This is a genomic window from Burkholderia sp. MSMB2157WGS, from assembly GCF_001532755.1.
Lineage (GTDB): Bacteria > Pseudomonadota > Gammaproteobacteria > Burkholderiales > Burkholderiaceae > Burkholderia.
This window is the reverse complement of the sequence record NZ_LPJG01000041.1, coordinates 1-23,166: the sequence shown is the minus strand read 5'-3', so window position 1 is coordinate 23,166 and position 23,166 is coordinate 1. Positions and strand designations below refer to the sequence as shown.

23 protein-coding genes are annotated in these 23,166 nt (G+C 67.1%); 3 read left to right on the top strand and 20 right to left on the bottom strand.

All coding sequences use genetic code 11. From position 1 onward, the window contains the following. Positions 1-3 precede the first annotated feature (3 nt). The gene (gene murU, locus WT53_RS26035; protein ID WP_034208352.1) at positions 4-726 is read left to right on the top strand and encodes an N-acetylmuramate alpha-1-phosphate uridylyltransferase MurU; all 723 of its coding nucleotides are present in this window, start codon (positions 4-6) and stop codon (positions 724-726) included. A 306-nt stretch (positions 727-1,032) separates the two neighbouring features. Here murU and WT53_RS26030 read toward each other — a convergent pair whose 3' ends face one another. After that, positions 1,033-2,904, bottom strand: a complete 1,872-nt coding sequence (locus tag WT53_RS26030) for an ABC transporter ATP-binding protein/permease (RefSeq protein WP_034208353.1) — start codon at positions 2,902-2,904, stop codon at positions 1,033-1,035. Positions 2,905-3,078: 174 nt separating this feature from the next. On the opposite strand from WT53_RS26030, the gene WT53_RS26025 reads away from it, so the two are divergent. Beyond that, positions 3,079-3,474 carry an acyl-CoA thioesterase gene (locus tag WT53_RS26025; RefSeq protein WP_034208354.1) on the top strand — a complete coding sequence of 132 codons (396 nt, stop codon included), beginning with the start codon at positions 3,079-3,081 and terminating at the stop codon, positions 3,472-3,474. Positions 3,475-3,510: 36 nt separating this feature from the next. On the opposite strand, the gene WT53_RS26020 is transcribed toward WT53_RS26025, so the two are convergent. After that, a complete protein-coding gene (locus WT53_RS26020; protein WP_034208355.1) occupies positions 3,511-3,993 on the bottom strand; it encodes a nitrate reductase associated protein in 483 nt (160 codons plus the stop codon). Positions 3,994-4,107: 114 nt separating this feature from the next. Between WT53_RS26020 and fdhD the strand changes: the two genes are divergently transcribed. Beyond that, a complete protein-coding gene (gene fdhD, locus WT53_RS26015) occupies positions 4,108-4,962 on the top strand; it encodes a formate dehydrogenase accessory sulfurtransferase FdhD (RefSeq protein ID WP_155294480.1) in 855 nt (284 codons plus the stop codon). A gap of 51 nt (positions 4,963-5,013) precedes the next feature. Here fdhD and WT53_RS26010 read toward each other — a convergent pair whose 3' ends face one another. From WT53_RS26010 to WT53_RS34455, 18 genes are all read right to left on the bottom strand, one after another. Further along, positions 5,014-5,781: an enoyl-CoA hydratase gene (locus WT53_RS26010; protein WP_034208356.1), complete on the bottom strand. Its 768-nt coding sequence runs from the start codon at positions 5,779-5,781 to the stop codon at positions 5,014-5,016. A 91-nt stretch (positions 5,782-5,872) separates the two neighbouring features. Further along, positions 5,873-7,072: an acetyl-CoA C-acyltransferase gene (locus tag WT53_RS26005; protein WP_034208357.1), complete on the bottom strand. Its 1,200-nt coding sequence runs from the start codon at positions 7,070-7,072 to the stop codon at positions 5,873-5,875. 31 nt (positions 7,073-7,103) lie between these two features. Continuing rightward, positions 7,104-9,551: a 3-hydroxyacyl-CoA dehydrogenase/enoyl-CoA hydratase family protein gene (locus WT53_RS26000; protein ID WP_034208358.1), complete on the bottom strand. Its 2,448-nt coding sequence runs from the start codon at positions 9,549-9,551 to the stop codon at positions 7,104-7,106. A 113-nt stretch (positions 9,552-9,664) separates the two neighbouring features. Beyond that, entirely contained in the window at positions 9,665-11,452 is a 1,788-nt protein-coding gene (locus WT53_RS25995) for an acyl-CoA dehydrogenase C-terminal domain-containing protein (protein ID WP_034208359.1), read from the bottom strand. Positions 11,453-11,510: 58 nt separating this feature from the next. Continuing rightward, positions 11,511-12,110, bottom strand: coding sequence for a TetR/AcrR family transcriptional regulator (locus WT53_RS25990; RefSeq protein ID WP_006485742.1), 600 nt, complete (start codon positions 12,108-12,110; stop codon positions 11,511-11,513). 199 nt (positions 12,111-12,309) lie between these two features. Further along, complete coding sequence (gene clsB / locus WT53_RS25985) at positions 12,310-13,584, bottom strand: cardiolipin synthase ClsB (RefSeq protein ID WP_034208360.1); 1,275 nt, start codon at positions 13,582-13,584, stop codon at positions 12,310-12,312. Then, positions 13,581-14,075: a dihydroneopterin triphosphate diphosphatase gene (gene nudB, locus WT53_RS25980; RefSeq protein WP_034208361.1), complete on the bottom strand. Its 495-nt coding sequence runs from the start codon at positions 14,073-14,075 to the stop codon at positions 13,581-13,583. The genes clsB and nudB overlap by 4 nt, the downstream gene beginning before the upstream one ends. 157 nt (positions 14,076-14,232) lie before the next feature. Continuing rightward, positions 14,233-16,035, bottom strand: coding sequence for an aspartate--tRNA ligase (gene aspS, locus WT53_RS25975; RefSeq protein WP_006485737.1), 1,803 nt, complete (start codon positions 16,033-16,035; stop codon positions 14,233-14,235). Positions 16,036-16,102: 67 nt separating this feature from the next. After that, a complete protein-coding gene (locus tag WT53_RS25970; RefSeq protein WP_012329208.1) occupies positions 16,103-16,753 on the bottom strand; it encodes a DUF502 domain-containing protein in 651 nt (216 codons plus the stop codon). Between the two features lie 61 nt (positions 16,754-16,814). After that, positions 16,815-17,165 (bottom strand): FmdB family zinc ribbon protein, encoded by a 351-nt coding sequence (locus tag WT53_RS25965; protein WP_060262257.1) that lies wholly within the window; start codon positions 17,163-17,165, stop codon positions 16,815-16,817. Positions 17,166-17,260: 95 nt separating this feature from the next. Beyond that, positions 17,261-17,887: an SAM-dependent methyltransferase gene (locus WT53_RS25960; protein ID WP_034208363.1), complete on the bottom strand. Its 627-nt coding sequence runs from the start codon at positions 17,885-17,887 to the stop codon at positions 17,261-17,263. Between the two features lie 17 nt (positions 17,888-17,904). After that, on the bottom strand, positions 17,905-19,482 hold the full coding sequence (gene ubiB, locus WT53_RS25955; RefSeq protein WP_034208364.1) for a ubiquinone biosynthesis regulatory protein kinase UbiB: 1,578 nt from the start codon (positions 19,480-19,482) through the stop codon (positions 17,905-17,907). 12 nt (positions 19,483-19,494) lie between these two features. Next, positions 19,495-20,121: an SCP2 domain-containing protein gene (locus WT53_RS25950; RefSeq protein WP_034208365.1), complete on the bottom strand. Its 627-nt coding sequence runs from the start codon at positions 20,119-20,121 to the stop codon at positions 19,495-19,497. A 163-nt stretch (positions 20,122-20,284) separates the two neighbouring features. Continuing rightward, positions 20,285-21,316, bottom strand: a complete 1,032-nt coding sequence (locus tag WT53_RS25945) for a Tim44 domain-containing protein (RefSeq protein WP_034208366.1) — start codon at positions 21,314-21,316, stop codon at positions 20,285-20,287. A 41-nt stretch (positions 21,317-21,357) separates the two neighbouring features. Beyond that, on the bottom strand, positions 21,358-22,089 hold the full coding sequence (gene ubiE, locus WT53_RS25940) for a bifunctional demethylmenaquinone methyltransferase/2-methoxy-6-polyprenyl-1,4-benzoquinol methylase UbiE (protein WP_011546189.1): 732 nt from the start codon (positions 22,087-22,089) through the stop codon (positions 21,358-21,360). Positions 22,090-22,141: 52 nt separating this feature from the next. Beyond that, a complete protein-coding gene (locus WT53_RS25935) occupies positions 22,142-22,555 on the bottom strand; it encodes a gamma-butyrobetaine hydroxylase-like domain-containing protein (protein WP_034208367.1) in 414 nt (137 codons plus the stop codon). Continuing rightward, positions 22,552-22,995, bottom strand: a complete 444-nt coding sequence (locus tag WT53_RS25930; protein WP_034208761.1) for an HIT family protein — start codon at positions 22,993-22,995, stop codon at positions 22,552-22,554. Before WT53_RS25930 ends, WT53_RS25935 begins: the two co-directional genes overlap by 4 nt. A gap of 85 nt (positions 22,996-23,080) precedes the next feature. Beyond that, positions 23,081-23,166: DUF3400 domain-containing protein (locus WT53_RS34455; RefSeq protein WP_156447906.1), on the bottom strand; the 86-nt coding region annotated here is incomplete at its 5' end.

Below are 23,166 nucleotides of genomic sequence, written 5' to 3'. Positions count from 1 at the left end.
AACATGAGCCCTACCCTGACCACGGCGATGATCTTCGCCGCCGGACGCGGCGAGCGGATGCGCCCGCTGACCGACACCTGCCCGAAGCCGCTGCTCGAAGCCGGCGGCAAGCCGCTGATCGTCTGGCAGATCGAGGCGCTTGCGCGTGCGGGCATCGAGACGATCGTGATCAACCACGCGTGGCTCGGCGAGCAGATCGAGGCCGCGCTCGGCGACGGTTCGCGCTGGGGCGTGCGGCTCGCGTATTCGGCCGAGGGCGACGCGCTGGAAACCGCCGGCGGCATCGCGCAGGCGCTGCCGCTGCTCGAGCGCGACGGGCAGCCGGCCGTGTTCGCGGCCGTCAGCGGCGACGTTTACTGCGCGTTCGACTACCGGACGCTCGCGCCGCGCGCCGCCCGGATGGCCGCGCTCGACACGCCGGCGATGCACCTCGTGATGGTGCCGAACCCGCCGTTCCATCCGGCCGGCGACTTCGCGCTCGGCGACGACGGCCGTCTCGCGCTCGACGGCGCCGCACGCTTCACGTTCGGCAACATCGGCCTGTACGACACGCGGATGTTCCGCGACCTCGCGCCCGGCACGCGGCGCGCGCTGACGCCGTACTATCGCGCGGCGATCGAAGCCGGCCGCGCGAGCGGCGAGCTGTACGAAGGGATCTGGGAGAACGTCGGCACGCCCGCGCAGCTCGGCGAACTCGACGCACGGCTGCGCACCGCCGCCGGTTGATCGTTTCGCGGCCGGCTACCGGCTCGCCGGCGCGGCGGCCGATGAGGTGACGGGCCGATGTGGCGCCCGGTCGAGCGGCCGCGAACTGGTCAGGGATCGAATGTCGGGAACGCCCAGCCGCCGACGGGGTGACGGGTCAATGGGGTGACGGGCCGATGCCGCGCCCGGTCGACCGACCGCGAACCGGTCCGGGATCGAATGTCGGGAACGCCCCGCCGGCTCACCCGGTGGTGACAACCCCACGCTGCCCGACAGCCGGCACACAGCCCGGCTCCCGCCGCACGCCGCGTCGTGCGACACCCGTGCTCACGCGGCCTCGGCCTCTTCCCCGCCTGCCGCCGCGCGTTGCTGCTGCAACGCCCACATCTGCGCATACAGCCCGTCGGCGCGCACGAGTTCGTCGTGCGTGCCGCGCTCGACGATCCGCCCGTGGTCCATCACGAGAATCTGCTGCGCGTGCACGACCGTCGACAGCCGGTGCGCGATCACGAGCGTCGTGCGATGCCGCGCGATCTGGTCGAGTTCGTGCTGGATCGCGCGTTCCGAGCGCGAATCGAGCGCCGACGTCGCTTCGTCGAACAGCAGCACCGGCGGATCCTTCAGCAGCGTACGCGCGATCGCGACGCGCTGCTTTTCGCCGCCCGACAGCTTCAGCCCGCGCTCGCCGACCGGCGTGTCATAGCCCTTCGGCAACCCCTCGATGAAATCGTGGATGTGCGCGGCGCGCGCGGCCGCGACCACTTCGTCGCGCGTCGCCGTCGGCCGGCCGTACGCGATGTTGTAGTAGATCGAGTCGTTGAACAGCACGGTGTCCTGCGGCACGATCCCGATCGATGCGCGCAGCGATTCCTGCGTGACGTCGCGGATGTCCTGGCCGTCGATCCGGATCGCGCCGCCCGCCTGCCGGTCGAGATCGTAGAAGCGGAACAGCAGCCGCGACAACGTCGACTTCCCCGAACCGCTGTGGCCGACCACCGCGGTCGTCGTGCCGGCCTCGATCGTAAACGTCACGTCGTGCAGGATCTGCCGCGACGGCTCGTACGCGAAGTTCACGTGCTCGAAGCGCACCTGCGCGCCGGCCACTGCGAGCGGCGGCGCATCGGGCCGGTCGGCCACTTCCTTCGGCGCCGACAGCAGCCCGAACATCCGGTCCATGTCGGTCAGGCTCTGCTTCAGCTCGCGATAGACGACGCCGAGGAAGTTCAGCGGAATGTACAGCTGCAGCATGAACGTGTTGATCAGCACGAGATCGCCGAGCGTCAGCTTGCCCGCGAGCACGCCCTGGGTTGCGCGCCACAGGATGAACACGAGCCCCGTGCCGATGATCGCCTGCTGGCCGAAGTTCAGCACCGACAGTGAGTTCTGCGAACGGATCGCGGCCTTCCGGTAGCGCTTCAGGTTCTCGTCGTAGCGTTGCGCCTCCCACTCCTCGTTGCCGAAGTACTTCACCGTCTCGTAGTTGATCAGCGAGTCGATCGCCCGCGAGTTCGCGCGCGAATCGAGTTCGTTCATCGTGCGGCGGAAATGCGTGCGCCAGTTGGTGACCTTCACGGTGAACACGATGTACGTGACGAGCGCCGCGAACGTCACGTACGCGTAGTAGGCCTCGTACTTGACCACGAAGAAGCCGAGCACGAGCCCGACCTCGACGAGCGTCGGCAGGATGCTGTACAGCGAATACGAAATCAGTTGCTGGATGCCGCGCGTGCCGCGCTCGATGTCGCGCGACATGCCGCCCGTCTGGCGCTCGAGGTGAAACCGCAGCGACAGCCCGTGCAGATGCCGGAACACCTGCAGCGCGAGCTGGCGCACCGCGCTCTCGGTGACTTTCGAGAACAGGATTTCGCGCAGCTCGGTAAAGAGCGACGTCGACAGCCGCACGAGCGCATACGCGACCACCAGCAGCCCGACGCCGCCCGCGAGCACGATCCCGGCCGACTGCTCGGCGCGGCCGAGCGCGGTGAGCTGCTGCACGGCGGACAGATGATCGACGATGCGTTTCATCACGACCGGCACGCCGAGGTTCGCGACCTTCGCACCGATCAGGCAGCCGAGTGCGAGCGCGACGCGCCATTTGTAGGTGGTCAGGTACGGCAGCAGCGACCGGATGGTCTGCCAGTCGTTGCGAGGCCCGGTCGAAGCCGGCGCGGGCTCGCCGGAAGCGGGAAATCGGCGCATGGGGGAAGGGTTGTGCGGCGGTACGGGACGCGCGTATCGGCGGCCGGCTCGCGCGCTTTCTCGTACAATTTGCGAACGTTGTATTGTCGCAGAAGCCGCTTCGCGCCGCTGCCGGCGCCCTCGCCGGCCACGCTGCGCGCGGCGGCCCATTTATTACAGGATGAAAGCCCCGCCATGACCGATTCGACCCTCGAACTCCCGCAGAAGCAGCCCGCGCTGCGCGTCGTCCCGCAACCGCACGACGCGAACGTTCACGGCGACGTGTTCGGCGGCTGGATCATGTCGCAGGTCGACATCGCCGGTTCGATCCCCGCGAGCCAGCGCGCGAACGGCCGCGTCGCGACGGTCGCGGTCAACTCGTTCGTGTTCAAGCAGCCGGTGTTCGTCGGCGATCTGCTGAGCTTCTACGCGACCATCACGCGCACCGGCAACACGTCGATCACGGTCGACGTCGAGGTGTATGCGCAGCGCATGCGCCTGATGGGCGAAATCGTGAAGGTCACCGAAGCGACGCTCACGTACGTCGCGACCGGCCCCGACCGCAAGCCGCGGCAACTGCCGCCGCTCTGACGGGCAGGCGCCGCGCCGCAGCGCGGCAGGCGGCCGTCAGTGCGCGGCCGTCAGCCCGAACTCCCGCATCGCGGGCAGGAAATCGTGATTCAGCGTCGGCTTGCGCGACAGCTTGACGAGCACGTAGCGCTGGAACGGCGCGAGCCGCTGCCACTGCGCGAGCGCGGGCGCCGGCAGCCCGGCCAGCGCGCTTTGCTGCACGAGCGACTCCGGCACCGTGTCGACGGCGCGCCAAGCCGGCTGCTCGTCCGGCTGGAACCATGACGGCTCCAGATCGGCGTGCGTGCGCAGCATTTCGAACAGCGCGTGATCGAAGTTGGGCTCGATCGCGGTGTCGTCGTCGGCCGGAAAGCGCGCGAGCAGCTTGCGGTCCTCGAGCGGCAGCAGCTGCCACTGTTCGAGCGAAATCCGCAGCCCGAAGCGGTCGAGATTGAAACGCACGATCATCGGGATGTACGTGAAGTTTTCCGACGAATCGTGTTCGAAGTTGAAGAGCAACGGAGCGTCGCTGAGTCCCATGGTCGTTACCTGACGTGGCGGATGCCGGCGCGGCCGGCTTGCCTGGGGTATTTTAGAACCTCTGCGCGCGGGCGGCGGCACGATCGTCGCCGGCCGTGCTTCGAATCAACGGGAGTGCTCGTGAATCCGACCCAATCAGACACACCGCGCGACGAACTTCGCGACGAACCGCGCGGCGCGATCGAGCTGCCCGTGAGCCGCACGCGCGGCGGCGCGGTCGAGGCCGCGCACGACTTCGTCGGCCAGGAATGGCCGGTCGCCCTCGTCTTCAACGGCATCTCGCACGCGGTGATGATGTGTACGCCGTGCGATCTCGAAGCGTTCGCGGTCGGCTTCGCGATCTCGGAAGGGATCGTCGCGCGCGGCAGCGACATCAAGGACATCGAGGTGATCCTGCACGCCGACGCGCCGCTGCCGCATGCGGAAGTCCACCTGGAAGTCGTCCAGCAGGCGTTCGCCGCGCTGAAGGACCGGCGCCGCGCGCTCGCGGGGCGCACCGGCTGCGGCGTCTGCGGAATCGAAAGCATCGACCTGCTCGACCTTGCGCCCGAACGCGTGCCCGATACCGGCTTTCTCGCGCGCCTCGCGCCCGACGCGCTGGCGCGTGCAGCGCATGCGCTGCCGGCACACCAAGCGCTCACGAAACTGACCGGCGGCCTGCATGCGGCCGCATGGTGCGACGCAACAGGCGCGATCCGGATGGCATTCGAGGACGTCGGCCGCCACAATGCGCTCGACAAGCTGATCGGCTCGCTCGTGCTGTCGCGCGCCGATCCCACCGACGGCTTCGTGTTCCTGTCGAGCCGCGCGAGCTACGAGCTCGTACGCAAGGCCGCGCGGGTCGGCATCCCGCTGGTCGCGACCATCTCCGCGCCGTCGTCGCTCGCGATCGAGATCGCGAAGGCGGCCGGCTTGCGGCTCGTCAGCTTCTGCCGCGAAACGGGTTACGTCGACTACGGCACGGCCTGATCGCGGTCGCGGCCGCGCAACGGCGATGCACCGCCGCGCGGCCTGCTCCGTTCAGTCGAACTGACGGAAATCCGGCTTGCGCTTCTCGAAGAACGCCGTCATCGCCTCGCGTGCCTCCGGCGCGCGCAGCATCTCGGCGAAGTGGCGCGCTTCCTCGGCCATCCGCGCGGGCGTCGCCACGCCGCCCGTCTCCTTCAACAGCGCCTTCGTCACACGCAGCGAAGCCGCCGGCAACGCCGCCAGCTTCGCCGCCTGCTTCGCCGCGAATGCGTCGAGTTCGGCCGCCGGCAGCACGCGATTGACGATGCCGATCCGGTGCGCTTCCAGCGCGTCGAACGCCTCGCCGAGCAACAGCTTCTCGGCGGCGACCTGATGGCCGGCCAGGCGCGGCAGCAACGCGCTCGACGCCGCTTCCGGGCACAGCCCGAGCTGCACGAACGGCAGCGAGAACGTTGCGGTGTCGGCCGCGTAGACCAGATCGCAGTGCAGCAGCATCGTCACGCCGACCCCGACCGCGATGCCCGGCACGGCCGCCACGATCGGCTTGCTCGCGCCGCTGATCCGCGCCAGAAACTGGAAGACCGATGCGGTGTCGTCCTTCGGCGGCGACTTCATGAAATCCTCGAGATCGTTCCCCGAGCTGAAATTGCCGTCGCTGCCGCGCAGCAGGATCGCGCGGACCGCCTTGTCTTCCTGCGCGTCGGCGAGCGCATCGGCCATCGTCTGGTACATCGCCGCCGTCAGCGCATTCTTCTTCGCCGGGCGCGCGATCGTGATCGTCATCACGCCGTCGGCGCGTTCCACTTGAATGTCCGCCACAACCGTCTCCTTGAACTGTCCTCTACCGGAATGAAAAACGGTGCGCGAGCTCGTGGCCCGCGCACCGTCGTCGTTTTTCGTCGCGTCCCGCTTACAGGCGTTCGATGATGCCCGCCGCGCCCATGCCGGTGCCGACGCACATCGTGACCATCCCGTATTTCAGGTTGCGGCGGCGCAGGCCGTGCACGACGGTCGCCGCGCGGATCGCGCCGGTCGCGCCGAGCGGGTGGCCCAGCGCGATCGCGCCGCCGACCGGGTTGACCTTCGACGGATCGAGGCCGAGATCGCGGATCACCGCCAGCGACTGCGCGGCGAACGCCTCGTTCAGCTCGATCCAGTCGAGATCGTCCTGCTTCAGGCCGGCGGCCTTCAGCGCGGCCGGAATCGCTTCCTTCGGGCCGATGCCCATGATTTCCGGCGGCACGCCGCGCACCGCGAAGCTCACGAAGCGCGCGAGCGGCGTCAGGTTGAATTCCTTGAGCACCTTCTCCGACACGACGAGCAGCGCACCCGCGCCGTCCGACGTCTGCGAGCTGTTGCCGGCCGTGACCGAGCCCTTGTTCGCGAACACCGTGCGCAGCTTCGCGAGGCCTTCGAGCGACGTATCCGCGCGCGGGCCTTCGTCGAGCTTGATCTCGCGCGTCTTCACGTCGACTTCGCCGGTCGCGAGATTCGGGAAGCGCTCGGTGATCGTGTACGCGGCGATCTCGTCGCCGAACTCGCCGGCCTGCTGCGCGGCGAGCGCCTTGCGGTGCGACTCGACCGAGAACGCGTCCTGGTCCTCGCGGCTCACCTTCCACTGTTCCGCCACGCGCTCGGCCGTCAGGCCCATCCCGTATGCGATGCCGAAGTCTTCGCTACGATCGAAGATGTGCGGCGACATCGACGGCTTGTTGCCCATCATCGGCACCATGCTCATCGATTCGCAGCCGCCCGCGAAGATCGCGTCCGATTCGCCGACGCGGATGCGGTCGGCCGCCATCGCGAGCGCGGTGATGCCCGACGCGCAGAAGCGGTTGACCGTCACGCCGCCGACCGTCTGCGGCAGGCCGGCGAGCAGCGCGCCCATGCGCGCGACGTTCAGGCCCTGCTCGGCTTCGGGAATCGCGCAGCCGATGATCGCGTCCTCGATCACCTTCGTGTCGAGACCGGGCACCTGCGCGACCGCCGACTTGATCGCGTGGACCAGCAGCTCATCCGGCCGCGTGTTCTTGAAGACACCGCGCGGGGCCTTGCCGATCGGCGTGCGGCTGGCGGCGACGATGTATGCGTCTTGCAATTGTTTGCTCATTTCAGACTCCTTGTCCGCTCTGTCCGCTCGCTCAGTTACGCACCGGCTTGCCGGTCTGCAACATGCCCATGATCCGTTCCTGCGTCTTCTGCGTGCCGAGCAGCTCGACGAACGCGCGGCGCTCGAGCGCGAGCAGCCACTCTTCGTCGACGAGGCTGCCGGCTTCGACGTCGCCGCCGCACACGGCTTCGGCGATGCGGCTCGCGATCAGGAAGTCGTGGTCGCTGATGAAGCGGCCGTCGCGCATGTTGACGAGCTGCGCCTTGATCGTCGCGATCGCCGAGCGGCCCGCGACCGGCACGTCCTTCGCGCGCAGCGGCGCGCGGTAGCCGGTGTCGGCCAGCGCACGGGCTTCCTTCTTCGCGGTGTCGAGCAGTTCGAACACGTTGAAAACGATCGTGTCGGACGGCTTCACGTAGCCCATCGCACGTGCGTCGTGCGCGGACGACGACACCTTCGCCATCGCCGCGTTCTCGAACGACTTCGTGACGAACTTCAGGATGTCGGTGGTCGCATTCGCGGCCGTCGCCGCTTCCGCCGCGCGCAGCGCCGCTTCCTTCAGGCCGCCGCCCGCCGGCACGAGGCCGACGCCCACTTCGACGAGACCGATGTAGCTCTCGACGTGCACGACGCGCTTCGCGCTGTGCAGCATCAGCTCGCACCCGCCGCCGAGCGCGATGCCCGATACGGCCGCCACCACCGGCACGTTCGCGTACTTCACGCGCAGCATGCCTTCCTGGAACTTCTTCACGAACGGCTCGATGCCCTTCGCGCCGCCCATCATGAACGCAGGCATCGCCTCCTCGAGGTTCGCGCCGGCCGAGAACGGGCCGCCCGGCGTGCCGAGCTTCAGCGACGTCGGCTGCCAGATCACCACGCCCTTGTAGTCCTTCTCCGCGAGTTCGATCGCCTGCACGAGGCCGTCGATCACGCTCGGTCCGATCGTGTTCATCTTCGACTTGAACGACACGATCACGACGTCGTCTTCGCCCGCACGGTCGTCGACCCACGCGCGCACCGCGTCGGTTTCGAACAGCGTCTTGCCGTACGTCTTCGGGTCGGCTCCCGCTGACGGGCCGGCTTCGCCGAGCAGCGGCGCACGGAACACCTGCTTGTCGTAGACCGCGAGGTCCGAACGCGGCACGAAGCGCTTCGACGCCGGCGCCCACGAGCCTTCGGCCGTGTGCACGCCGCCCTTCTCGGCGACCGGGCCTTCGAGCACCCACGACGGCAGCGGCACGTTCGCGAGCGCCTTGCCGGCCGCGATGTCTTCCTGCACCCATTCGGCGACCTGCTTCCAGCCGGCGGCCTGCCAGCCTTCGAACGGGCCTTCGTTCCAGCCGAAGCCCCAGCGGATCGCGAGGTCGACGTCGCGCGCGTTGTCGGCGATCGACTCGAGATGCACGCCGATGTAGTGGAACACGTCGCGGAAGATCGACCACAGGAATTGCGCATGCGGATGATTCGTCTCGCGCAGCAGCTTCAGGCGCTCCGCCGGCGGACGCTTCAGGATGCGGCCGACCGTTTCGTCCGCCTTCGCGCCCGAATCGACGTAGGTGCCCGTCTTCGCGTCGAGCACCTTGATCGCCTTGCCTTCCTTCTTGTAGAAGCCGCCGCCCGTCTTCTGGCCGAGCGCGCCCTGCTTCACCAGCTCGGCGAGCACGGCGGGCGTCTGGTAGACCGGGAAGAACGGATCGTCGGCGAGGTTGTCCTGCATCGTCTTGATCACGTGCGCCATCGTGTCGAGGCCGACCACGTCCGCGGTGCGGAACGTCGCCGACTTCGCGCGGCCGAGGCGGCTGCCCGTCAGATCGTCGACTTCGTCGAAGCGCAGGCCGAATTTCGCGGCTTCGGTGATCACCGCGAGGATCGAGAAGATGCCGACGCGGTTCGCGATGAAGTTCGGCGTGTCCTTCGCGCGCACGACGCCCTTGCCGACGACGCTCGTCAGGAAGGTTTCGAGCTGGTCGAGGATCTCCGGACGCGTGTGCGCGGTCGGGATCAGCTCGACGAGGTGCATGTAGCGCGGCGGATTGAAGAAGTGCACGCCGCAGAAGCGCGACTTCAGCTCGTCCGAGAAACCTTCGGACAACTTCGTGATCGACAGGCCCGACGTGTTGGTCGCGAAGATCGCGTTAGGCGCGATGTGCGGCGCGACCTTCTTGTACAGGTCGTGCTTCCAGTCCATCCGCTCGGCGATCGCCTCGATCACGACGTCGCATTCGGCGAGCTTCGCGATGTCGTCTTCGTAGTTGGCCGCTTCGAGGTACTTCGCATCGTCCTTCACGCCGAACGGCGCGGGCGACAGCTTCTTCAGGTTCTCGATCGCCTTCAGCGCGATCGCGTTTTTCGGGCCTTCCTTGGCCGGCAGGTCGAACAGCAGCACCGGCACGCGCGCGTTGACGAGGTGCGCGGCGATCTGCGCGCCCATCACGCCGGCGCCCAGCACGGCGACCTTGCGAATCAGGAAATTGCTCACGGGATGTCTCCGGATAGTGTCGTGCAGCGCGGAATGTGAGAGCTGCACGGCGAAGTGAGTACCAGGAACCGTTGCGTTCGGGCGGCGCGCGGCGCGCACCGCCCGAACTTGCATCAGAACAGCGATTCGTCGACTTCCATCAGCGTCTTCGAACCCGCGCGCGCGGCGCGGATCGTCGCGGCCGTCTCGGGCAGCAGGCGCGCGAAGTAGAAGCGGGCCGTCGCGAGCTTCGACTTGTAGAAGGGATCGCCGGATGCTTCGTTGTCGAGCGCGATGCGCGCCATGCGTGCCCAGAAGTACGAGAACACCAGGTGGCCGACGGTACGCAGGTACGGCACGGCCGCAGCACCGACTTCGTCGGGGTTCTGCATCGCCTTCATGCCGATTTCCATCGTCAGCTTCTGCACCTTGTCGCCGATGTCGGCGAGCGGGTTGATGAACTCGGCCATCTCCGGCTTCACGCCTTCGGCTTCCGCGAATTCCGTCACGAGCTTGCCGAACTTCTTCAGCTTCGCGCCCATGTCGCCGAGCACCTTGCGGCCCAGCAGGTCGAGCGACTGGATCGAGTTCGTGCCTTCGTAGATCATGTTGATCCGCGCGTCGCGCACGTACTGCTCCATGCCCCACTCGGAGATGAAGCCGTGGCCGCCGTAGATCTGCATCGCGTGGTTGGTCGACTCGAACGCGTTGTCGGTCAGGAACGCCTTGATGATCGGCGTGAGCAGCGCGACGAGGTCGGCCGCTTCCTTGCGCACGGCTTCGTCGGCGTGCGACAGCTCCTTGTCGATCTGCAGCGCGGACCAGTACGTGAACGCGCGCGCGCCTTCCGCGTAGGCCTTCTGCGTGAGCAGCATGCGGCGCACGTCCGGATGCACGATGATCGGGTCGGCCGGTTTGTCCGGCGCCTTCGGGCCCGTCAGCGAGCGCATCTGCAGGCGTTCCTTCGCATACGCCAGCGAGTTCTGGTACGCGACTTCCGTGAGGCCGAGGCCCTGCATGCCGACGCCGAGGCGCGCGGCATTCATCATCACGAACATCGCGTTCAAGCCCTTGTTCGGCTCGCCGACCATCCAGCCCTTCGCGCCGTCGAGGTTCATCACGCACGTCGAGTTGCCGTGGATGCCCATCTTGTGCTCGATCGAGCCGCACTTGATGCCGTTGCGTTCGCCCGGTTCGCCCGAAGCGTCCGGAATGAACTTCGGCACGATGAACAGCGAGATCCCCTTCGTACCCTGCGGCGCGTCCGGCAGGCGCGCGAGCACAAGGTGGACGATGTTCTTCGACATGTCGTGCTCGCCGCTCGAGATGAAGATCTTCGTGCCGCTGATCGAGTACGAGCCGTCGCCGTTCGGTTCGGCCTTGGTGCGCAGGATGCCGAGGTCGGTGCCGCAGTGCGGCTCGGTCAGGCACATCGTGCCCGTCCATTCGCCCGACACGAGCTTCGGCAGGTATTGCTGCTGGAGTTCCGGCGCGCCGTGCGCGTGCAGGCATTCGTACGCGCCGTGCGACAGGCCCGGATACATCGTCCATGCCTGGTTCGCCGAGTTCAGCATTTCGTAGAGCGCGTTGTTCACGAACGCGGGCAGGCCCTGGCCGCCGTAGTCCGGATCGCAGCCGAGCGCCGGCCAGCCGGCCTCGACGTACTGCCGATACGCTTCCTTGAAGCCGGTCGGGGTCTTCACGACGCCGTCGCCTTCATACGTGCAGCCTTCGCGGTCGCCGACCTGGTTCAGCGGGAACAGCACCTCGGAGCAGAACTTGCCCGCTTCCTCGAGGACCTGGTTGATCGTGTCGGCGTCGAGGTCCGCATGCCTGGGCATTTGCTTGACTTCGGCTTCGACGTTCAGAAGCTCGTGCAACACGAATTGCATGTCGCGCAGCGGCGCGGCGTACTGTCCCATGACTCTCTCCAAAGGTGGGCAAAACGGCTCGAGCTCCTGGCGGGCGGATCACGCGCCGCTAACGGCTCTCGCTCTGATACGAAACGATCGTCTTTTCCAGCGCGGCCCACGTGAGGCGCACCGCGTCCGGCGAATGCAGGAAGCGTGCGTCGTGATGCAGGCCGAGCGTGAAGCTGTACAACTCGAAGAGCATCAGTTCCGGATCCGTGTCCGTGCGCAGATGCCCTTCTTCCATCGCCTGCGAAATGGCGCGCAGCAACGCGGCACGCCAGGCGGTCACGCTCGCGATCAACTGCTCGCGCACGGGGCTGTCCGGCCGGTCGTCGTACTCCACTGCGCCGCTGATGTAGATGCACCCGGTCGTCACCTCCTGGATGCGCTTCTCGATCCAGCGCGCCAGCATCGCCCGAAGACGCGGCAGACCGCGCGACTCGCGCAGACTCGGAAAGAACACCTCGTTCTCGAAACGATGGTGATACTCGCGGACGACCTCGACCTGCAGGTCTTCGCGCGAACCGAAGTGCGCGAACACGCCGCTCTTGCTCATCTGCATGCGCTCGGCCAGCAGGCCGATCGTCAGCCCCTCCAGCCCGTCACGGCTGGCGAGATCCAAAGCAGCTTCGAGTATCGCGGCACGCGTCTGTTCGCCTTTTCGCATAGCTTTTTCTGTAACCGTTCGGGGGTTCGAATAAAATCGAACGGCCGTACTATTATTGAGTGCGGCCGCTCGCGAAACAAGGAAATTATTAGAAACCGGTGTCTAACCGAGCCGCTATTTTGCGCGATTCCGGCGGGACCGGAGCGGCTTTTCCGCACGAACGTGCGGACGGATTTTTGAAGCGAATGCTTAGTCTGCGTCAGTCGTAACCGCCGACCGTCAGCGCCTTCATCACGACACGATACGCGGTGTACGCGAGCCAGTTCAGCAGCCGCTCGACGCGCGGGCGCGCGGCGTAGCGCGCGGCGTCGATCTCGCGGCCTTCGGCGAACGCAGCGGCGATCGCGTCGCGCAACTGGTTCGTGACTGCATCGTAGCGCACCAGCACGACGTTCGCTTCATTGTTCAGCATCAGGCTCAGCGCGTCCAGATTCGACGAGCCGACCGTCGCCCAGTTGTCGTCGATCACCGCGACCTTGCCGTGCAGGATCGTCTTGTCGTATTCGGCGACGCGCACGCCCGCGCGCAGCAGCGTGTGATAGAGGAACGGCACGGCCGTATCGAGCGCCGCGAACTCCTTGCGGCCGATCAGCACCTGCACGTCGACGCCGCGTCGCGCCGCGCCCGTCAGCGCGCGGCGCAGCTTGCGGCCCGGCATGAAATACGGATTCGCGAGCAGGATCCGCTGGCGGGCCTGGCCGATCGCCGCGAGATAGGCCTTCTCGATCGCGCGGCGATTCACGACGTTGTCGCGCGCGACGAACGCGACGCTCGGCTCGGTCACGACCCGCAGCGCGCCGGCCTTGATCCACCGGTGGCTGCGCATCCAGCGCCGGAACATGTCCGGGAACGCTTCGCCGCCGTGCAGCCCGGCCGCGTACTGCGCATACGGCTTGTGGCCGAACTGGATCCGGTGCCACTGCAGCTCGAATGCGGCGCGCACGTCGGACACCGCGGGCCCGGCCATCTCGACCGCGAAATCCCAGCGCGGGAACGGCAGCGTCGCGCTGCCCTGCGTGTAGTCGTCGACGATGTTGATGCCGCCGCAGAACGCGACCGCATGATCGATCACCGCGAGCTTGCGGTGCGTGCGCGAGAAGCCGAAGCGGCCGAACAGGTAGCGGTTGTAGATGCAGTGCTCGACGCCGGACTCGGCCCACGTGTCGAACAGCGGCAGGCGCGCGGTGCCGATGCCGTCGGTGATCACGCGCACGCGCACGCCGCGCTGCGCCGCGCGAATCAGCGCGTCCGACACCGGGCGACCGGCCTCGTCGTCGCAGAAGATGTAGGTTTCGAGCATCACCTGCTCGCGGGCGGCGTCGATCCGTTCGATGAGCGCCCGGAAGAATGCGCCGCCGGTTTCGCACAGCCGCACCGTATTGCCGGCCGTAAACGCGAGCCGCGACGCGGAGCCGCGCTCCTGCAGAAACATCTGCCGCAATTGCGCGAAGCGCTTGCGGGTCTCCGCATTCATGCGGACGAGCCGTGCGGCGCGCGCGCGAGCGCCACGCGCGCGGGCAATTGCAGGATCGCTTCGGCGTTCGACGGCGAGAAGCAACGCGCGGCCGCTTCGCGGAACGGCAGCCACGCATGATCGACATGCTCGCGCGGCGACAGCGTCACGTCGACGCGATGCGGCACGCACAGGCCGAACCAGTGCTCGACGTTGCGCGTGACGCCCGGCGCATAGCGGTGCAGGTATTGCGGATAGATCGTGTATTCGATCCGGTGATGCCAGTCGACGAGCGCGGTGGCCGGCACGTCCGGCGTGCCGATCGCGATGCCGGTCTCCTCCGCCACTTCGCGCGCGGCGGTGAGCGCGAGCGGCTCGTCGAGCGCGTCCTTCGAGCCGGTGACCGATTGCCAGAAATCGGGCTGGTCGGCACGCTTGATCACGAGCACATCGAGGTCGGGCGTGTAGATCACGACGAGAACGGATTCGGGGATTTTCGGCGGCTTCGTCATCTTTGTTTCATGCGGCACGGGGCCGTGCATGGGCCCGTGCTCCGAACGTGCGGCAAGTGCTGCGACTGTACCGCAAAAAATGAAAAAGGCGCATCGCTGCGCCTTTTTCATGGGTGTCGTGTGGGCGTCACCGCACACACGACCTGCGAGGAGCGCGTTACGCCTTCGGCTGCTCCGGCTGACGCAGACGGATGTGCAGTTCGCGCAGTTGACGCTCGTCGACCGGGCTCGGCGCCTGCGTGAGCAGATCCTGCGCACGCTGCGTCTTCGGGAATGCGATCACGTCGCGGATCGAATCGGCGCCGGCCATCATCGTGACGATGCGGTCGAGACCGAATGCGATACCGCCGTGCGGCGGCGCGCCGTACTGCAGCGCGTCCAGCAGGAAGCCGAACTTCGCCTGCGCTTCCTCGGCGCCGATCTTCAGCGCGCGGAACACCTTGCTCTGCACTTCCTCGCGATGGATACGCACCGAGCCGCCGCCGATTTCCCAACCGTTCAGCACCATGTCGTACGCCTTCGCGAGGCAGCGGCCCGGATCGGTCTCGAGGTACTCGAGGTGCTCGTCCTTCGGGCTCGTGAACGGATGGTGCGCGGCGACGTAGCGCGCATCTTCGTCGTCGTACTCGAACATCGGGAAGTCCACGACCCACAGCGGCTTCCAGCCGGCCTGGACGAGACCGTTCGCCTTGCCGAATTCCGAATGGCCGATCTTCAGGCGCAGTGCGCCGAGGCTGTCGTTGACGACCTTCGCGCGGTCGGCCGCGAAGAAGATGATGTCGCCGTCTTCGGCGCCGGTGCGCTCGAGGATCGCCGCGATCGACGCGTCGTGCAGGTTCTTGACGATCGGGCTCTGCAGGCCGTCGCGGCCCTTCGCCTTCTCGTTGACCTTGATCCATGCGAGGCCCTTCGCGCCGTAGATGCGCACGAATTCCGTGTAGCCGTCGATGTCGCCGCGCGACAGCTCGCCGCCCTTCGGCACGCGCAGCGCCGCGACCCGGCCGTCCTTCGCATTGGCCGGCGTGCTGAACACCTTGAAGTCGACGTCCTTCATCGCGTCGGTCAGCTCGGTGAATTCGAGCTGCACGCGCAGGTCCGGCTTGTCCGAACCGAAACGCGCCATCGCTTCCGAGTACGGCATCACCGGGAATTTCGCGTCGAGCTCGACGTCGATCGTCGTCTTGAAGATGTGACGGATCATGTCTTCGAACAGATCGCGGATTTCCTGCTCGCCGAGGAACGACGTCTCGCAGTCGATCTGCGTGAATTCCGGCTGACGGTCGGCGCGGAGGTCCTCGTCGCGGAAGCACTTGGTGATCTGGTAGTAACGGTCGAAGTTCGCGACCATCAGCAACTGCTTGAACAGCTGCGGCGACTGCGGCAGCGCGAAGAACTGGCCCGCGTTCACGCGCGACGGCACGAGATAGTCGCGCGCGCCTTCCGGCGTGCTCTTCGTCAGCATCGGCGTTTCGATGTCGATGAAGCCCTGCTCGTCGAGGTACTTGCGCGCCTCGATCGCGACGCGGTAGCGCAGGCGCAGGTTGTGCTGCATCTGCGGGCGGCGCAGGTCGAGCACGCGATGGGTGAGACGCGTCGTTTCCGACAGGTTGTCGTCGTCGAGCTGGAACGGCGGCGTGACCGACGCGTTCAGCACGTTCAGTTCGTGGCACAGCACTTCGATCTTCCCGCTCTTCAGGCCGGCGTTGACCGTGCCCTCCGGACGATTGCGCACGAGACCCTTGATCTGCACGCAGAACTCGTTGCGCACGCCTTCGGCGGTCGCGAACATCTCGGCGCGATCCGGATCGCACACCACCTGCACGAGGCCTTCACGATCGCGCAGGTCGATGAAGATCACACCGCCGTGATCGCGGCGGCGCTGCACCCAGCCGCACAGCGACACGGTTTGGCCCAGCAGGTGTTCGGTCACGAGACCGCAGTATTCAGTACGCATCGACATGATGTTTGCTTTCGTTCGGTTTGATCAACGGGCGCCGCAACGCGCGGCCCGGGCGATGATTCTTTACTTACAGCGGCGGCTCGACGGGACGGCGGGCGGGCGCCGGAACCGGCGCCGAAGGCGCCACGACGCCCATCGAGACGATGTACTTGAGCGCGGCATCGACCGACATGTCGAGTTCGATGACTTCGCTCTTCGGCAGCATCAGGAAGAAGCCCGACGTCGGGTTCGGCGTCGTGGGCACGTACACGCTCACGTACTCTTCCGTCAGATGGTTGACCACGTCGCCGCCGGGCGTGCCGGTCAGAAACGCGATCGTATACGAGCCGCGACGCGGGTATTCGATCAGCAGCGCCTTGCGGAACGCATTGCCGCTGCTCGACAGCAGCGTGTCCGATACCTGCTTGACGCTCGTGTAGATCGGCCCGACGACCGGGATGTGACGCACGACCGCGTTCCACCACGTGACGAGCTTCTGGCCGATGAAGTTCTGCGTGGCCAGCCCGACCACGAAGATGAACGCGAGCGTCAGCACCGCGCCGATTCCCGGCAGATGGAAGCCGAGCATCCGCTCGGGCTGCCACGATTCGGGCAGCAGGAGCAGCGTCTGGTCCATCGTGCCGATGATGAGGCCGAGCACCCACAGCGTGATCGCGAGCGGGACGAGAACCAGCAGGCCGGTCAGGAACACCGTTTTCAGGGTCGTCTTTTTCATCATCTGCCGTCAATGAACCGCGCCGGAAGCGCGGGTTGGTCGCGGCCCGGCCGGGCCGCGACGGTCAACTGCCGGCGGCGGGCGTCACGGCCGGAGCCGGCGCGGCGCTCGTCGTCGTGCTGCCCGAACCGCTCGCCGCGGCCGGCGCGGCCGCGGCGGGTGCGGCTTGCGCCGCGGGCGCTGCCGGCGCCGCGTCGCCCGACGCCGTCGCCGGTGCGCTGGCGCCGCCCGAACCGCCGCGGAAATCGGTGACATACCACCCCGAGCCCTTCAGCTGGAAACCGGCGGCGGTCACCTGTTTGCGAAAAGCATCCTTCCCGCATTCAGGGCATTGCGACAGCGGCGCGTCGCTCATCTTCTGGAGCACGTCCTTCGCGAAACCGCACGCTTCGCATCGATAGGCGTAGATCGGCATGATATTTTTCCCGCAGAAACTGGAAACGGCTTGCAAAACCTTGAATTATAGCCGAAACCCCGGCGCGCTCCGGCAATGGTCGCGGCGCCCGTGCATCAGCGGCGACGCCACGTGAGCCAGCGCTCGTGCCCGTCGAACACGGCCAGCGAATCGGTCACCGGCAAATCCTCGACCAGCTCGAAGTGCGGCGCGAGCAACGCGTCGAGTTCCGCCCGCTCGATCCCGAACGGCGGCCCCTTCGGTTTCGCCACCAGGAAGAAATAGCCGGCCAGCAATCCGTCCGCGGGCAGCAGCTCGGCCATCCGCGCCGCATAGCCGGCGCGCTGGCTCGGCGGCAATGCGCACAGGAACGCCCGCTCGTACACCCACTGCACGTCGAACGGCGGACGGTACTGAAAGAAATCGGCCTGCTCGACGACGCCCGCATGCGCGCCGAGCTGCGCCTTCGCAGCAGCGACCGCCTGCGCGGCGAAATCGATCGCACGCACCGGCCAGCCGGCCTGCGCGAGCCATCCGGCCTCCTGCGCGCTGCCGCAGCCGGGAATCAGCACCGCGCACGGCTCGAGCCGATGCGCGAACACGCGAAACCCGTCCGGCACGCCGCCGAACTCCCACGGCGTCACGCCGCGTTCGAAGCGCTCGTCCCAGAACGACGCGCTGCCCGGGTCGCGCGTCGCGAAATCGGCGGCCGACGGTGCGGCCGGTTGCTTCGGATCGGACATCGCCGTGCTCCTTTCGATCAAGCGCCGTACGCGAGCGCGAGCAGCACGCGCGCGACGAGCGCGCCGACGCCGACGGCCAGGCCGAAGACCAGCAACGCCTGCAGCAGCCGGTTCGTCCGCTTCTGCTCGACGAGAATCTGACGCATCAACTCCTCGCTCGCGGCGCGCGGCGCGTCGTGGCGGGCGGCCATCGCATGGTGGATCAGGCGCGGCAGTTGCGGCAGCGTCTTGCTCCACTGCGGCGCCTCGACCTTGAACCGCTCGTACCAGCCGCGCAGGCCGATCTGCTCGGTCATCCAGCGCTCGAGATACGGCTTCGCGGTCTTCCACAGGTCGAGCTCGGGGTCGAGCGAGCGGCCGAGCCCTTCGACGTTCAGCATCGTCTTCTGCAGCAGGACGAGCTGCGGTTGGATCTCGACGTTGAAGCGGCGCGACGTCGAGAACAGCCGCATCAGCACCTGACCGAGCGAGATGTCCTTCAGCGCGCGGTCGAAATACGGCTCGCACACCGCGCGGATCGCGCTTTCGAGCTCCTCGACGCGCGTCTCGGGCGGCACCCACCCCGATTCGAGGTGGAGCGTCGCGACGCGATGGTAGTCGCGCTTGAAGAACGCGAGGAAGTTCTGCGCGAGGTAATTCTTGTCGAAATCGGACAGCGCGCCGACGATCCCGAAATCGAGCGCGATATAGCGGCCGAACGTATTCGGATCGAGGCTCACCTGGATGTTGCCGGGGTGCATGTCCGCGTGGAAAAAGCCGTCGCGGAACACCTGCGTGAAGAAGATCTCGACGCCTTCGCGCGCGAGCTTCTTGATGTCGACGCCGGCCGAGCGCAGCGTCTCGACCTGGCTGATCGGCACGCCCGTCATGCGCTCCATCACGAGCACCTGCGACGTCGAGAAATCCCAGAACATCTCGGGCACGAGCAGCAGGTCGAGGCCCGCGAAGTTGCGGCGCAGCTGGCTGCCGTTGGCGGCCTCGCGCATCAGGTCGAGCTCGTCGTGCAGGTATTTGTCGAATTCGGCGACGACCTCGCGCGGCTTCAGGCGCCGGCCGTCGGCCCACATGCGCTCGGTCCACGTCGCGATGTCGCGCATCAGCGCGAGGTCGGAATCGATCACCGGCAACATGTTCGGGCGCAGCACCTTGACGGCGACGGCCTTGCCCGCATGCGCGCCCTGCTTCAGCTTCGCGAAATGCACCTGCGCGATCGATGCGCTCGCGATCGGCTCGCGCTCGAATTCGTCGAACAGCTCGTCGACCGGCGCACCGAGCGACTTCTCGATGATCGCGATCGCGACCGCCGAATCGAACGGCGGCACCTGGTCCTGCAGCTTCGCGAGCTCGTTCGCGAAATCGACCGACAGCAGGTCGCGGCGCGTGGACAGCACCTGGCCGAACTTCACGAAGATCGGGCCGAGGCTTTCGAGCGCGTGGCGCAACCGCACGGCGGGCGGATCGGAGTAGCGGCGGCCGATCGTCGTGATCCGCAACAGCAGCTTCACGCGCCGGTCGTCGATCCGGGACAGCATCACTTCGTCGAGACCAAAGCGGATGACGGTGTAGACGATCTTGATGAAACGGAAAATGCGCATGCCCTGCGGCCCTCAGTGCGCGCCGCGCGGGCCGGAACCCGTGCGCGCGCCGATTTTTTGTTCGAGTCGCTCGACCCGCTTTTCGACCCGCGCGAGCGCATCGCGCGCGCGCGCCAGTTCGGCGTCGAAGCCGCCGAGCGACGCGCGCCGGACGACTTGCGGGTTCTCGTCGAGCCAGTATTCGGCGACGGAATCGAGCACGTTGCGGCCGGTGCGGCGCGCGCGCGCGCCGGCGTCGCGCACGACCGTCGCGATCCGGTGCGCCGCCGCGTCGCCGACCAGCTTCGCGAGATCTTCTTCCGGTTCCCAGCGCAGGTGCTCGGCCAGCTTCGCGATCTGCGTCGCGAATTCCGCGTCGCCTTCGATCTTCACGTGCTTCATCACGGCCGCCTGGCCGCCCTGCAGGAACGCGGCGACCGTGTCGCCGGCAAGCGCGATCGACACGTCGACCCGTTGCGCATCGTGCGCGTCGACGGCCGACAGATAGCCGTCGGGCTGCACCAGCAGCGTGAGCGTGACGGGAGACACGTCGATCCGGGCAGTCTTGCCCGCATAGGGAATCAGGCGATCGCGCGCCCATGATTCGCGCGCGAGCAGGTGATTGACGGCAGCAGCAAAAGGCTTGGCGGCAAAGGTCATCGGGCTGGGAAAGAAAAAACCCGCGCAGGCCGGGCGCCCACGCGGGTTTCTATTGTAACGTCGGATCGGCGGCGGACCGTGCCTGACCGTACACCCGGGCGGCAAGCGGTCGCAGTGCGGCGGCCGTCGCCCGGGTACCGGCGGCGCGGGCCGCCGGCCACGCTCAGTGCGTGTTGATCTGCTGGATACCCGCGAGCAGCCAGCCCTGACCGCCCGACTTCGACAGGTTCCACACCTCGTCGAACGGCGCGGCCGACGTATTCGCCGATTCGCGGATCAGGCCGTGGAAGCGCACGCTCGCCGACTGCTCGATGCCGCGATCCTCGATCGCGACCAATTCCGCGTCGAGCTGCACGACATCGGTCTGGTTCGCGTCGTTGCCGCGCGAATCGAGGTCGATCTTGATCTCGGCGAACATTTCGGGCGTCGTGAACTCGCGGATGTCGGCCAGGTTGCCCTGGTCCCATGCCGCCTGCAGGCGCACGAAATAGACTTTCGCGCTGCGCAGGAACGCTTCGGTGTCGAAGCCGGCCGGCACCTGCAGCGGTGCCGCTGCCGCCGCGGCCGCGCCTGCGGCGGCCGCACCGCCGCCGAACACGCCCTGCGCTTCGTTCGCGTAGCTGCTGCCGCTACCTGCGTAGTTGCTGCCGGTGTTGCCCTGCTGGAACGACGGGCTTTGCGAGTAGCCGCCGGACGACGACGCGGCACCGCCGACCGAATACGCCGGCTCCTGCGGGCGACGGCGGTTCATGAACTTGCGGATCAGCCAGATGCCGACCATCGCGAGCAACGCGATCACGATGACGTTCGCCATCATGCTCGCGAATGCGCCGCCGAGGCCGAAGTGCGACAGCAGCGCCGCGATGCCGAGGCCGGCCGCGAGACCGGCGATCGGCCCGAGCCAGCGCGAGCGGTTGGGCTGCGCGGCCGGCGCGGGCGCAGCCGGGTTCGCGCGCTGCGCCTGCGACGGCGCGGCCTGCTGCATCGGCTGTTGCGCGGGCGGCGTGGCCTGGCGCTGCGTGACGGTGGAATTCTGGCGGCCGATGCTGCGCCCGCCGCCCATGCGCCGGGCTTCGGCGTCGAGCGATGCGAACGTGCCGGCCGTGAGCAGGCCGACCATCAGCAGCGTGCCGACCCGTCGAGCCCACGGCTTCGACGGTTTGCTACGGTTGAACAACGAACGCGATTCGGACATCAGCTTCTCCAGATGTAAGGCAAATGTATGGAAAGAACCCCTTAGTACTTGGTTCCGAGGTGTAAAGCTACCACGCCACCTGACAAATTGTAATATTTGACGGCGTCGAGGCCCGCTTGTTCCATCATCGTCTTCAGCGTGTCCTGATCGGGGTGCATCCGGATAGATTCGGCAAGATACCGATAACTTTCAGCATCTTTCGCGAACTTGTCGCCAAGCCACGGTAATACTTTGAAAGAATACAGATCGTACGCTTTTTTCAGCGGATCCCAGACTTTCGAGAATTCCAGCACCATCACGCGGCCGCCGGGCTTCGTCACGCGGCGCATCTCGGCCAGCGCGGCATCCTTGTGCGTCATGTTGCGCAGCCCGAACGCGACGGTGACCACGTCGAAGTAGTTGTCCGGAAAGGGAATTTTCTCGGCGTCGCACAGCAGCGACGGCGTCACGATACCCTTGTCGAGCAGCCGGTCGCGGCCCACCCGCAGCATCGATTCGTTGATGTCGGTATGCCAGACCTCGCCCGTCGGCCCGGCCGCCTTCGCGAACGACTTGGTCAGGTCGCCGGTGCCGGCCGCGATGTCGAGCACCTTGAAGCCGGGGCGCACGTTCGCCTGCGCGATCGTGAACGCCTTCCACGCGCGGTGCATGCCCGCCGACATCAGGTCGTTCATCAGATCGTAGTTGCTCGCGACCGAATGAAACACGCCCGCCACTTTCTTCGCTTTTTCGTTTTCCTCGACGCTTTCGAAGCCGAAGTGGGTTTTGCTCATCGCGTTGATCCTCAGTAAATGCCAAGACGGCGCCGAGCGGGCGCCGTCGATTTCAGTGGCAGTGGCCGTGCGGCGCGCCGGCCGCCTGCATCGGCGCGTCGCGCTCGACGCCCGCCGCCTTCAGTTTGTCGAAATAGTCGCGCCACAGCGCGTCCTGCCGCGTCGCCAGTTCGTACAGCAGGTCCCACGAGTAGATGCCGGTCGAATGGCCGTCGGAGAACGTCGGCTGCAGCGCGTAGTTGCCCACGCCCTCGAGCGCGGTGATCGTTACCTCGCGCTTGCCGGTCTGCAGCGTCTCCTGGCCGGGCCCGTGGCCGCGCACCTCGGCCGACGGCGAATAGACGCGCATCAGCTCGAACGGAATCCGGTAACTCTCGCCGTTCGGGTACTGCAATTCGAGCACGCGCGATACCGCGTGCACGACGACGCCGGACGGAATGGGCGTCGTGGAAGTCAAACCGCTCATGGCTGCCTCGAATCGGTCATGCGTTGAATTTCCTCGCGCACCGCATTGTGCAGCAGCGAGGCCTGCGCCGCGCGCGAGCGCAGCAGCGCCTCGGACACGCTGCGCTGGCGCGGCGCCCACACGGGCTGCGGGAAATGGGCATCGTTGGAAAAGCGCGGAATCACGTGCCAGTGCACGTGCGGCACCATGTTGCCGAGGCTCGCGAGATTCACCTTGTTCGGCTGCATCACGCGGCGCACGGCCCGCTCGACCGCGTAGACCACGCGCATCAGGTGTGCCCGCTCGGGCTCGCCGAGATCGGAGAACTCGGCCACGTGCGCGCCCCAGATCACCCGGCAGAAACCCGGGTAGTCGTGCTCACCCGTCGCGAGCACGACGCGCAGCGCCTCGTCCTGCCAGAGCACCTCGCCGCCGTCTTCACGGCAAAACACGCATTCCATCGTCGCTCCCATGTGGACCGGCGCCGGCATGGCTGCGCCGGCGCCCGCTCATTTCCGGCCCGGTCGGGCGGTCGTCATGCCCGCATTAGACCAGCACGCGCTCGATCCCGCCATTGTTCGCGTGTGCGACGTAGTCGGCCATCCAGTTCTCGCCGAGCACCTGGCGGGCGA